At 32.4% G+C, this 12,015-nt stretch carries 11 protein-coding genes; 4 read left to right on the forward strand and 7 right to left on the reverse strand.

The genetic code is table 11. The features are described from left to right. Window positions 1-3 precede the first annotated feature (3 nt). Window positions 4-3,246: a SusC/RagA family TonB-linked outer membrane protein gene (locus FHG05_RS08810; RefSeq protein ID WP_140997642.1), complete on the reverse strand. Its 3,243-nt coding sequence runs from the start codon at window positions 3,244-3,246 to the stop codon at window positions 4-6. A 200-nt stretch (window positions 3,247-3,446) separates the two neighbouring features. Here FHG05_RS08810 and FHG05_RS08815 point away from each other — a divergent pair, with 200 nt between their 5' ends. Further along, a complete protein-coding gene (locus FHG05_RS08815; protein ID WP_140997643.1) occupies window positions 3,447-4,106 on the forward strand; it encodes a ribonuclease HII in 660 nt (219 codons plus the stop codon). 20 nt (window positions 4,107-4,126) lie between these two features. On the opposite strand, the gene lipB is transcribed toward FHG05_RS08815, so the two are convergent. Together lipB and FHG05_RS08825 are read right to left on the reverse strand one after the other, a co-directional pair. Next, a complete protein-coding gene (lipB, locus tag FHG05_RS08820; protein WP_140997644.1) occupies window positions 4,127-4,822 on the reverse strand; it encodes a lipoyl(octanoyl) transferase LipB in 696 nt (231 codons plus the stop codon). After that, on the reverse strand, window positions 4,815-5,585 hold the full coding sequence (locus FHG05_RS08825; RefSeq protein WP_140997645.1) for a hypothetical protein: 771 nt from the start codon (window positions 5,583-5,585) through the stop codon (window positions 4,815-4,817). The genes lipB and FHG05_RS08825 overlap by 8 nt, the downstream gene beginning before the upstream one ends. A 237-nt stretch (window positions 5,586-5,822) precedes the next feature. On the opposite strand from FHG05_RS08825, the gene lysS reads away from it, so the two are divergent. Then, on the forward strand, window positions 5,823-7,520 hold the full coding sequence (lysS, locus tag FHG05_RS08830) for a lysine--tRNA ligase (RefSeq protein ID WP_140997646.1): 1,698 nt from the start codon (window positions 5,823-5,825) through the stop codon (window positions 7,518-7,520). 47 nt (window positions 7,521-7,567) lie between these two features. Here the strand turns inward: lysS and FHG05_RS08835 are convergent, their stop codons facing one another. The 4 genes from FHG05_RS08835 to FHG05_RS08850 form a co-directional block, all read right to left on the reverse strand. Beyond that, entirely contained in the window at window positions 7,568-8,521 is a 954-nt protein-coding gene (locus FHG05_RS08835) for a transporter family protein (protein ID WP_140997647.1), read from the reverse strand. Between the two features lie 15 nt (window positions 8,522-8,536). Further along, window positions 8,537-9,574: a cytochrome-c peroxidase gene (locus tag FHG05_RS08840; RefSeq protein ID WP_140997648.1), complete on the reverse strand. Its 1,038-nt coding sequence runs from the start codon at window positions 9,572-9,574 to the stop codon at window positions 8,537-8,539. 164 nt (window positions 9,575-9,738) lie between these two features. Further along, window positions 9,739-10,518 (reverse strand): MbnP family protein, encoded by a 780-nt coding sequence (locus FHG05_RS08845; RefSeq protein WP_140997649.1) that lies wholly within the window; start codon window positions 10,516-10,518, stop codon window positions 9,739-9,741. Between the two features lie 114 nt (window positions 10,519-10,632). Beyond that, window positions 10,633-11,055, reverse strand: coding sequence for a hypothetical protein (locus FHG05_RS08850; RefSeq protein ID WP_317130140.1), 423 nt, complete (start codon window positions 11,053-11,055; stop codon window positions 10,633-10,635). Between the two features lie 71 nt (window positions 11,056-11,126). Between FHG05_RS08850 and FHG05_RS08855 the strand changes: the two genes are divergently transcribed. Both FHG05_RS08855 and FHG05_RS08860 read left to right on the forward strand, forming a co-directional pair. Beyond that, on the forward strand, window positions 11,127-11,549 hold the full coding sequence (locus FHG05_RS08855) for a hypothetical protein (protein ID WP_140997650.1): 423 nt from the start codon (window positions 11,127-11,129) through the stop codon (window positions 11,547-11,549). Between the two features lie 77 nt (window positions 11,550-11,626). After that, the gene (locus FHG05_RS08860) at window positions 11,627-11,962 is read left to right on the forward strand and encodes a hypothetical protein (RefSeq protein WP_140997651.1); all 336 of its coding nucleotides are present in this window, start codon (window positions 11,627-11,629) and stop codon (window positions 11,960-11,962) included. The last annotated feature ends 53 nt before the right edge of the window (window positions 11,963-12,015 follow it).

Genomic DNA, 12,015 nt, shown 5'->3' on the forward strand with positions numbered 1-12,015 from the left:
TTTTTAAAATTCAATTTTAGCACCAAAACTAACTGTAGTCATTGGCATATAAATACCAGAATTAGATCTATCAATTAAAGTTTGTGGATTTAAACCTTTTCTAGCACTCAACATCATTAAGTTATCACCAGAAACATATAAATTTAATCTTGACAAGCTTAATTTGTCAACAAATTTTTCAGGAATTGTATATCCTAATCTCACATTGTTTAAAGCTAAATAATCTGCTTTTGTTAAGAAACGAGTTGATTGACTAGCAAAACTAACATCAGTAGCAACACCTGGAGCTAATCTAGGTACATTCGTAATATCTCCTGGTTCTTTCCATGCATTTAACATATCTGTATGCCAGTTATCAGCACCAATTAATCCAGAAGTTCTCATCAAAGCTGCATAACCGTTATCATAAATATATCCACCAATACTGTAACCAACTTGAGCAGTTAAATCAAAGTTTTTATAACCTGCATTTAAACGGAACGCACCTCTAATTTTTGGAATAGCCGATTTACCAACAAATTTCTGAGTAGCATTAGCGTATACTGAAGTAGTTGTTTTAGCAATATTAACATCACCTGGGTTATCTCTTAAGAAAGTCTCCATATTTGGAATAGAAGAATCACCAGCATTAAATATACCATCATTATTTACGTCATTATAGTACATATTCCATAGAGCCGCACCATTCGCAGGATCCACACCAGCCCATTCACGCATGTAAAAATCGTATATAGAACCACCCACTTTTAAATTTAGGTTATCATCAAAAACTTTAGGCTCTCCTGTGAAGAAATCTTTTGGAGCCTCAAGAAGTTCATTGTGTAAAAACTCCCCATTAACACCTAAACTTAATTTAAAATCTCCAGCTTCTTTAGCATTAACTAAATAACCTGTAATATCAAACTCTAGACCAGCGTTACGCAATTTACCACCATTAAAATCAACAGTATTAAAACCACTTGAAGGTGCTAATCTTTGTTGAAAGAAAAGGTTTTCAGTATCTTTCATATAGTAATCTATATTAACATCTAATCTATTATTAAACCAAGTACTTTCTAAACCTACTTGGGCAATCTTAGAAGTTTCCCATGTTAAATCAGGATTCGCTTTTGTAGAACTAGGTGTAAAAGCATATGACCCATCAACAGTTTGATTGATAGAATAGATTTGCCATCCGTACTGTAAATTAGTACCTTGATCTCCTATAACACCGTAACTAGCTTTTAATTTTAAGTGATTGATAAATTCAGCTTTTGACATGAAATCTTCTTTAGAAATAATCCAACCTAAACCAACTGAACCAAAAGTTCCCCATTTGTTTTGAATAAAACGAGAAGAACCATCACGTCTAACAGAACCTGTTACAAAATATTTTTTAGCATAATCATAACTAAATTGTGCAAAGTAACTTTCAAGAGTCCAAGATTGAGAGAATGAAGTAGCTCTACCAAATGGTGTTGTATACTGAGCTAAATCCAAAGTATTTGGCAAAATAGCAGTTTGCGCAGCAGCACTAAACTCTTTGTATCTATATTCAGTAGATTCATGAGCTGCAAAAGCTTCTATATTATGATTTTCACCAAAAGTTTTCGTAAAACGTAATAATTGCAAGAAATTTTGATTTGTTGCAGTATTATTATTTTTAGACAATAAACCATATGCTGGAGCCCAACCACCATAATATGGATTGTTTCTGTTAGCACTATCAAAATTTTGATATTGCCCACTGTAACGTGTTTCTAAAGTTAAATATTTAGTAAAATCAATACCAATATTGAAATTACCTAATAAAGTAGTACCTAAATCTTGAGACAAATCATATTTAGCATCAGCAATACCATTAGTACTGTTCCAAGCTCTTCTTCCATACACACTTCCATAATCGTATTGGTATCCTCCAAAAATTGGATCTGCTACTAATTGACCGAAATCATCTCTTAAATACACATCATAGATTGCAGGTGTAGTATTCGTTAAAGCAAAAATGTTCCCAGAAGATCCTGCACTACCTTCATCACTAGATGAGTTTGTATATTTAGAACCTGTATAAGCCATATTTCCACCTACTTTTAACCAATCTGTAGCATTGTGCTCCACATTGATACGAGTTGTATAACGTGTATAATTTGATTTAATAGTATAACCTTGATCATCTAAGTAACCAAATGAAGTAGCGAAAACAGTTTTGTCATTACCACCACTAAATTGTAAATTAGCCTCACTTCTGTAACCAGTACCAAAAGCAGCATCAGACCATTTAGTAGGATTGTATCTTCTTCCTACTCCACTAGCAATTTTACCCGTAGCAGGATCAATTAATTGATCACCCGAAACATTCCAAATATTATAATGATTATCAATACCTTGAGCAGTACCGTACAAATTATTACTTGCATAAGCAGCTGGATCAACTTCTCCTTCAATAACCCCTTTAGTTTTTAAAGCACTCCAAGCCGTTTCAATATATGTTTCAGGACTATCGATAATATCGTAAGTTGGCAAAGACAAAGTATTAATACTTGTTTTAAGATCAACAGAAATAACTGATTTACCTGATCTACCTTGTTTTGTAGTAATTAAAATAACTCCGTTAGCACCTCTAGACCCATAGATAGATGTAGCAGCTGCGTCTTTTAAAATAGTCATTGACTCAATGTCAGCTGGGTTGATAGAAGTAATATCACTACTGTAAGGAGCACCATCAACAACGTATAACGGATTACGGTTACCATTTACAGAACCAAAACCACGAATACGAATCGTAGCATCTCTACCTGGAGCACCAGAACCTGTAATAACGTTAACCCCTGCAACTTCACCTCTTAAAGCTTGTGAAATATTAGAAACAGTCTTCGCTTCTAAATTTTCTTTTTCAACCACTGTTGCTGTACCAGTGTAAGCTTCTTTTGTTGTAGTACCGTATCCAACTACCACAACTTCTTTCAAATCCACATTATTTTGAGTTAACAAAATATTGTATGTGTTTTCGGCAGTTACTGGAATTGAGGATTCATTCATCCCAACATAAGTAACAATAAGAATATCCCCCTGATTAGCTTTAATAGTAAAACCACCATTAAAATCTGTTGTAGTTCCTTTACTTGTTCCTTTAACTACAACATTAGCACCAGCTAATGGGCCTAAAGCATCTGAAACGACACCTGTAACAGTTTTCTCTTGTGCGAACGAAAACTGCATTGTAAACGCTACCAAAAGCGTAAAAATCCATTTAAACTTCGATCTCATATTAATTTTTATTTGAGTTAGTTATTTCGCAAACTTCTTAATAATTTCTTAAATAACCAAATAATACTTCGGAATATTACTTTTTTTAAATGTTAAATATTTTAATTATTAATTTGCATTAAACCAATCAATACTAGTTTAAAGATGTTAATTATTCAAAAAGGTTGCGTTAAAAATTATATTTTTACCAAAAAAACAAAATGTTAAGTAAACGTTATAAACCTATAACTTTAGAATGCGGCACAGATGAAGCAGGCAGAGGATGCCTTGCAGGCCCCGTAACAGCAGCCGCTATCATTTTACCTGAAACGTTTCAATCTACCCTATTAAATGACTCTAAACAAGTATCTGAAAAAAATCGTTTCAAACTAAGGCCTCTAATTGAAAAACAAGCAATTTCATTTTCTTATACTCATATTTTTCATCAAGAAATTGATGAAATAAATATATTAAATGCATCAATGAAAGCTATGCAGGAAAGTATTTTACAGCTTCAGCCTCTACCCGAATTTATTATAGTAGACGGCAACAGACCCATTTTTTCAAAATTAGGCTTAAAGAATAAGTTTGGAAAAATATTTACGGAAGAGGAAATTTCAATTTTAAAAAAAATCCCGAATCAAAGTATTATTAAAGGAGATTCGAAATACTTAAGTATTGCTGCTGCATCTGTTCTTGCTAAAACTTACAGAGACGATTATATGGATACAATTCACGAAGAATTCCCCATGTACAATTGGAAGAAAAACAAAGGATACCCAACTAAAGAGCACCGAGAAGCCATAAAAAAATATGGCCCTTGCAAATACCACAGAATGAGCTTTAAACTCCTTCCTGATCAATTATACCTTGATTTATAACTTCTAACTTATGCAGAAGCTCAAACAAATTCATTTTCAAACAATTCTTTAAAGTGCTTCAATATTTTTTCTTTAACCAAAACTTCATCTACTGGATCATTTAATTCTGCGTGCATTGAAGTAACCGCTTTTCCTTTAATACCACATGGAATAATATTGTCAAAATAACCTAAATCTGCATTGACATTCAAAGCAAATCCATGCATCGTAACCCAACGACTAGCGCGAACTCCCATAGCGCAAATTTTTCTTGCAAAAGGAGTTCCTACATCTAACCAAACACCTGTTTCTCCTTCACTTCTAGTTCCTACAATATTATACTCAGCTAAAGTTAAAATAATCGCTTCTTCCAAAAAGCGCAAATATTTATGAATATCCGTAAAGAAATTTTCCAAATCTAAAATCGGATATCCCACAATTTGACCAGGTCCGTGATAGGTAATATCACCTCCTCTATTAATTTTATAAAAAGTAGCTCCCTTCGCTTCCAATTGTTTCTCAGAAAGCAATAAATTTTCAATATCACCACTTTTCCCTAACGTATACACATGTGGATGCTCCACAAATAGAAAATAATTTGACGTTTCAATAGCTGTTTCTTCTCTTCTATTTTGTATTTTTTGATCTACTATCTCTTTAAAAAGAACTTCCTGATAATCCCAAGTTTCCTTGTAGTCTTTTTTACCTAAATCCTGAAGTTTTATTTTCTTATTCATAAAATTGCACTTTAAAACTTAAATCTTCTTGATTCTCTAAATCGTCTAACAATATTTCATACGTAAAAGATTTTTTATCTTCACTTATTTTTGCATTCTTTAAAGAAACTGATTTTATTTTCTTTGGAAAAGTATATTTGATTACATACGAACATTCTTTCAATGCCTCTTTAAGTTGTTTTGAGAATTCATCATCTCCTAGCTCTTCATTTTCAGATATTTTTTGCTTCTCTTTCTCTTTCTTTACTTTGGAAACAATTTTCTTCTCAAAATAATGTGAATTATAGGTATAAGTCGTTTCATAATTTTCGTTACCATCATCTGCTTTATCAGCTCCCATAGCCAAACTTTTATCCATTTTTGACAAAGTTCCTATGCTTTTAAATGGATTCATATCTTTAGACAACGCATCAAAAGAGGATAACTTCATTCCCATTTCATAAAGAAAAATATCTTTTGATTCATCCACTTTCATATGAATATCAAAATCGGCTAAAAATTCTAATTGTGTTCTAACGCTATCTGGCAGTTTTGCAATACTATCTTTATGCTCCGCTAACAACGCTTTGAAATCGAGAACCGTATCATATGCTTTTTGATTTTGCTTCTCTTCTCCTTCTTTTTTTCCTAATTTTAACATAGGTGAAAAATCAAAACCGTATTTTAAATCGACTTCATTCAATTCATTGACAGCTATTGTTTCTTGAATTTTACAACTCACTAAAACAGAAAAAACACTAATTAGAAAAATTATTTTTTTCATTTTTACAAATTTGACACAAATATACAAATACTTTCCCGTATAGCCCTGACAGAAGTGGCATCCTTTTTTGCAATTTAACATCTCCTTTTAATAACAAAAAAGATAGAACGAATGGCAGGAAAATAGTTGACAAAAACAAGACAAACCTTCGCTCCAAATAAAATACAAACTTTTGAAGTTTTATACTTTTAAACTTTTAAACTAATACTTATCTTTGCACGCTTAAAAAGAATTTATATGCAACTTTCAGAACAAGAAATCATTAGAAGAGACAAGCTTACAGCTTTGCGCGAACTTGGTATCAACCCTTATCCTGCAGATTTATTTCCTGTAAAAGAAACTTCGAAGCAGATTAAGGAAACTTTTGAAGAAGGCAAGAAAGTTGTAGTTGCGGGACGTTTAATGAGCGTTCGTGACCAAGGAAAAGCGGCTTTTGCTGAATTACAAGACAGCGAAGGACGCATTCAATTGTATTTTAATAGAGATGTGATTTGCCCAGGCGAAGACAAAACTGTATACAACCAAGTTTTTAGAAAATTAACCGATTTAGGTGACTTCATAGGTGTTAAAGGAGAATTATTTACAACAAAAGTTGGAGCAAAATGCATACGAGTTGATGAATTTACATTTTTAAGTAAGACATTACGCCCTTTACCGCTACCAAAAACAGACGAAGAAGGTCATGTTTTTGATGCTTTTGTGGACCCAGAATTACGATACAGAATGCGTTATGTGGATTTAGTAGTTAATCCACAAGTAAAAGAAGTATTTGTTAAGCGTACCAAATTGTTTAACGCCATGCGTACTTTTTTCAACAATGCAGGATATATGGAAGTAGAAACTCCTGTTTTACAAGCAATTCCTGGTGGTGCTGCTGCAAGACCATTTATAACTCATCACAATAGTTTAGACATTCCCTTATACATGAGAATTGCTAACGAATTGTATTTAAAAAGATTAATCGTAGGTGGTTTTGATGGTGTGTACGAGTTTTCTAAAAATTTCCGTAATGAAGGAATGGATAGAACACACAATCCTGAATTTACCGCTATGGAAATTTATGTAGCTTACAAAGACTACAACTGGATGATGGAATTTACCGAAAACCTATTAGAATATTGCGCATTACAAGTTAATGGAACAACTGAAGTTACTTTTGGAGACAAAAAAGTAGATTTCAAAGCTCCTTACGCTCGTGTTACCATGACAGATGCAATCAAACAATTTACCGGTTTTGACATTACAGGAAAAACGGAAGCCGAATTATTTGAAGCTGCTAAATCTATGGGGATTGAAGTAGATGATACCATGGGTAAAGGAAAATTAATTGATGAAATATTTGGTGAAAAATGTGAAGGTAATTTTATCCAACCTACTTTTATTACCGATTATCCAAAAGAAATGTCACCTTTATGTAAATCGCACAGAGATAATCCTGATTTAACCGAACGTTTTGAATTGATGGTTTGTGGAAAAGAGATTGCCAATGCCTATTCGGAATTAAATGACCCTATTGACCAAAGAGAACGTTTTGAAAACCAAATGGCTTTAGCTGCAAAAGGAGATGATGAAGCCAATGGAATTATTGATGAAGACTTCTTAAGAGCATTAGAATATGGAATGCCTCCTACTTCTGGTTTAGGAATAGGTATGGATCGTTTAATGATGTTCTTAACAAACAATGCTTCAATTCAAGAAGTATTATTCTTCCCGCAAATGAGACCAGAGAAAAAAGGTCCAGAATTAACGGAAGATGAGAAACATATTATTGAACTTTTAAAAGCTAATGAAGGAATCTCAATAGGTGATTTAAAAGAAAAAGCAGGTTTAAGCGGTAAAAAATGGGATGCTGCAAGCAAAGGTATCGTGAAACACGGTTTGATGAAAATTAAAGTGGAAGGCGATTCAAAAATTGCTGAATTTCTAGGAAAATAATAATTATTTTAGATAAAAAAAGGAACTCAATTGAGTTCCTTTTTTGTTTACAAACTATAATTGAAATTGACACTCCACCTATAATTAGCTTCCACATTTCCGCCTGTTAAATTTTGATGAATCGGCAACATGGCATTGGCTCCCAAAGAAAATCTATCTTTACCAATTTCAAAACCTATTTTCCCAAACAAAATAGCTCCTTCAGTATTTCTTACTTTTTGTTGGTGTTGGTAATTACTTTCATACACTTCTCCTGCAAAACCAAGCTGTGGCACAAAAGAAAAACTTTCGTTTGCTACAACATAAAAAAAGGTACCACCATAATTGAATTGGTTTCCAAAACGATAGTTTTTCTCATTCTCTGTCTTAATCGTATAATTCAACATTCCATTGAAACCGATTTGTTCTTTTCGCAGTATGTATTCTGTTGCTAGAATATAATCCCAACTTCCTGTTCCTAATTGGTAACTTGGATTCACGCTTCCATTGTTAGACTCATTGTACTTTCCTGTTGGTATTTTTACACCACCACCAAGCAAAACATGATGTTTAAACGTTAAGGAATCCTTCTTTGTTTTTACAATCGAATAAAACCCTAAAGCTGTAAGATCACCTAGACCAGAAATAGATTGGCTACCTGTATTTGATTCTCGATTATGAAATTGATACGGTAAAAGCAAAGACACTTGAATTTTAGTAGTAACTGGTATTCTTCCCCAAAGTTGAATGGTGTTAAAATTTTCGGTATACCAAGGTGAATTGCTATACAAACCATCTGTACTTTGATAGGATTGATAAAAATAGCGGACTCCAACAAAATTTGGATTTAACATTGAAGAAAAACCCATACTTCCACCACTCGCAGAACAACCGCAAGCATCACAATCTTCCAGTAATTTGTAATATCTTTTAAAAGGATTTTCCAAAGCCAAGCTATCCTTTTCAGTAGCATAAGTTATTGAAAAACCAATTATTAGAAATAATATTATTATTTTTTTCATCTATATGTTTCATTTTTAAAATTCTGCAAAACGAGTATTCGTTAAAAACTCGTTATCGGTTAATGTTTTTAAGAAAGCAATAATTTTTACTTTTTCATCGTTTGTTAAGGGAATTCCTAAAACACCATTTTGGTTTAGACTAGCATCCAAATTTTGTGTATTTACAACTCCATTGGCATAATGATCTAAAACAGCTTCTAAAGTAAAAAAACGACCATCGTGCATATAAGGTGCTGTTTTTTCTATATTACGCAAACTAGGCACTTTAAACGTGTATCTATCTTCTTCTTGCTCCGTTACACGATACCTGCCATTATCTTGAATTTGAGGATTAATAGACAACCCATTGTTTCGAAACGAATTATCTGTAAAAATATCAGTAGCATGACAACTTGCGCATTTTTGATTAAAAAGAGCATAACCTTCTAATTCCTCAGAAGTAAGCACTCCACCTTGTTCATTTCTTCTATATTTATCAAAACGCGAATTAGAAGAAGTTAGCATCGTCATAAATTGCGCTAACGCCTTTAACATGTTTTCACTGTTAATGGCACCATTTTCAAAAGCTTGTTGGTATAATTTTTTATATTCGGAATCATTTTGCATCATCGTAATAATATCTACAATATTTCCATTCATTTCTACTTCATTAGAAATAGGATTCATAGACAACAATTCGATATGATTGGCTGCACCATCCCAGAAAAACTGGGTTTGGTACGCCATATTTTGTATTGGTGGTGCATTACGTGTTCCAATACCTTCTCCCACACCATGACTAAAGGTATGCCCATGATGTGTAAAAGCATTTTCTTGGATATGACAAAAACCACACGCCACCACACCATCAGAAGCCAAACGACCATCATAGAAAATTTTTTTACCTAATTCGAAGCCTTTTTCTGTTAGAGGATTGTATTCCATAGTATAAACCAAAGGAGGAAAATTGCTTGGTACTTGATAATTTATGGGTATATTTTGATATTCCGCCTCTTTATCGGAACTACAGCTTACAAATAATAGTAAGACTGCAACAATTACTATTTTTTTCATCTTTTTAGGATTTTAGCCCTGATTGAAAGAAATAGCCCAAAGGGTGTATCGTTATATTTTCTTATTTTTAAAAAGCGACCTAAGAAGCTCTTTTAAAAATTGTAGAGAATAAACGATACGACCGAGGACTAGTACTGTAAAGCAGGAATAGCTTCTACTTCTACTTAATCGTTGTGTACATGATGTACTTCAAACATGTTGGGTACATTATTCGCCATAATATTTTGCACTTTGGTACCGCCCATAACCATACCTCCTTCTTCGAAATTAACCACAGTAGTTCCGTCGATGATGTCTTTTAAATTCGCCATAATATGAATTTGAGGTGTAATTGTAGAGCGCACCAAAGCGTTTTCAGGTAGATTTAAACTTACTTCGGCATAATTGTAAATTTCCCCTGTTTTCCCAGTATGAACCATAAAACTGGCATCGGTAAAACTAGGTGATGTATACGTACCTTCGAATTTAACAAACTTATATCCTGCGGCCCAAGACCAAGTCATACCTAGGGCATCCGCTCTTTCCCATAAGTTGCCTTGTCCTTCACCACCAACATTAAATTGAGCTTCATCAACCCCAATTCCAAAAGTGATTTTTGTATAGTTTGCAGCAGGAATATTAGGCAAAGAAAGCAAAGTACTAGCAGCATCTGACTCGTTAACAAAGAAATAGCTGTCGGATTTTGGCACTGTATAAATAGAACCATCTTCTTTCGTTAAAACTATATTACTTACAATATAAACTACATCAGTTACTTTAACTATTTCTCCATTAGAATTTGTATAGGGTGTATTAAACGCAAAATTGGCATCGCCATAAATATTATCAAACTCTACTTTTAACGTTCCAGTAGCGTTAGTTGTGTCATCATCATTGTTAGAACAAGAAAATAAGATAGTAGTAGCAACCCAAAGTATTGCTATATTTTTAATTAGGTTTTTCATCTATTAATTTTTAAATTGTATACATAAGTGATTGTTCCAAGGCAAAACCTTAGAAAATTTTAAACATGATAGTCCGCTGATTAATATTGAATTAATCAGTAATAATCAAAAAAATTAAGAGATGCAAATGGGAGGATGAAAGATGGAATATGTAGCAACAGATTGATACAAATTCTGATAGAAAACATCTTTTTCTTGTATTAAAAAGAAATTTTCAAAAAGAATATTCAATCTTTCTATTTCATTACAAAATAAGACTTCGATTTCTTGATGTCCATTTTTTTTGTTGGATGAAATAGGTTTTTCGGATTCTGAAGCTTTAGCAAGCTCTTTGGCTAAATGACATTTACCATTACATTTTAGTTCTGGTTTAGTTACATTTTCGCATAATTCTGTTGCTATATATTCATAATTAACAATATAATCCAATACTGGAATTACTGGTTTTACCAGTATAAATAATGCTAAAAGGAACATTGCTTTTTTCACGAAACAAATATACGTATTGCCAACAGAAAGATTTATGATATTCGTCATTTTTTTTTAGATCAATTAAACCTTTTAAAATTTTAAACATCTAATGGATATAAACATTAAAAAAAAGAATTATGAGAACAAGAATGTTAGCATTGGTTTTAGCTTTTAGTACAATTACTATAGCACAAAACAGAGAAATGAAAAGAGAAAAATTAAGTTCAGAAGAAAAAGTAGCGAAACAGTTAGAAAAAATGACCTCTGACTTGAGTCTTACAAATGAGCAACAAGAAAAGTTAAAACCTATTCTAGAAGCTCAAATGAAAAACAGAGAAAAGAAAATGGAAGAGGTGAAAGAAGCTAGAGCTAAAGAAGAAAAAAAATCGAAAGAAGAGCGCGCTAAAAGAAGAGAAGAAATGAAAGCCAATCAAGACTCTTTTAAAGAGGACATGTCTAAAATTTTAACACCTGAACAATTTGAGAATTGGGAGAAAATTCAAGAAAGCAGAAAAGAAAAAGCAAAGGAGCATTTAAAAGAAAAAAGAGCTCGTCACTAAATAAATAATCTTTTTTTTGGTTTAAAGCTAAAATTAATTTAGATTTGGTGTTATAATTTTAAAAATTCTATTAAAATATGAAACAAATACTATCAATTTTAGTACTATCATTTATGTTTAGTGTAAGTTCTTTTGCTCAAGAAAAAAGCTTTGCAAAATTTGACAGAGAGCAAATGATTAAAGATACTAACGAAATGGTAACTTATTTAGAACTTGATAATAATTTTAAACAATCACTTTTTCAATTAGTGGATATGCGTATTGAAAGCGTTGGAACAGCTACTAATTTGGAAGAAGCTAAGAAAATTAATTCTCAGTTCAACAATAAAATTCTAGCGGGTCTATCAAAAGAAAAAAGAGAGAAACTTTTAGAAAACAAAGCATTGCACAAAAAAATAATCTTAGAACTTTAAGGCTATTTCTTTAAGAATACAAAAAATGGGGTTTTACAGCCCCATTTTATTTT

This window comes from Flavobacterium profundi (assembly GCF_006491645.1).
Lineage (GTDB): Bacteria > Bacteroidota > Bacteroidia > Flavobacteriales > Flavobacteriaceae > Flavobacterium > Flavobacterium profundi.

Bases quoted from the DNA above. Each gene is read 5' to 3' on its own strand.
- FHG05_RS08850 (WP_317130140.1), bottom strand. From the start codon at position 11,055: ATGACGAATATCATAAATCTTTCTGTTGGCAATACGTATATTTGTTTC.
- FHG05_RS08845 (WP_140997649.1), bottom strand. From the start codon at position 10,518: ATGAAAAACCTAATTAAAAATATAGCAATACTTTGGGTTGCTACTACT.
- FHG05_RS08835 (WP_140997647.1), bottom strand. From the start codon at position 8,521: ATGAAAAAAATAATAATATTATTTCTAATAATTGGTTTTTCAATAACT.
- FHG05_RS08825 (WP_140997645.1), bottom strand. From the start codon at position 5,585: ATGAAAAAAATAATTTTTCTAATTAGTGTTTTTTCTGTTTTAGTGAGT.
- FHG05_RS08855 (WP_140997650.1), top strand. From the start codon at position 11,127: ATGAGAACAAGAATGTTAGCATTGGTTTTAGCTTTTAGTACAATTACT.
- lysS (WP_140997646.1), top strand. From the start codon at position 5,823: ATGCAACTTTCAGAACAAGAAATCATTAGAAGAGACAAGCTTACAGCT.
- FHG05_RS08815 (WP_140997643.1), top strand. From the start codon at position 3,447: ATGTTAAGTAAACGTTATAAACCTATAACTTTAGAATGCGGCACAGAT.
- FHG05_RS08860 (WP_140997651.1), top strand. From the start codon at position 11,627: ATGAAACAAATACTATCAATTTTAGTACTATCATTTATGTTTAGTGTA.
- lipB (WP_140997644.1), bottom strand. From the start codon at position 4,822: ATGAATAAGAAAATAAAACTTCAGGATTTAGGTAAAAAAGACTACAAG.
- FHG05_RS08840 (WP_140997648.1), bottom strand. From the start codon at position 9,574: ATGAAAAAAATAGTAATTGTTGCAGTCTTACTATTATTTGTAAGCTGT.
- FHG05_RS08810 (WP_140997642.1), bottom strand. From the start codon at position 3,246: ATGAGATCGAAGTTTAAATGGATTTTTACGCTTTTGGTAGCGTTTACA.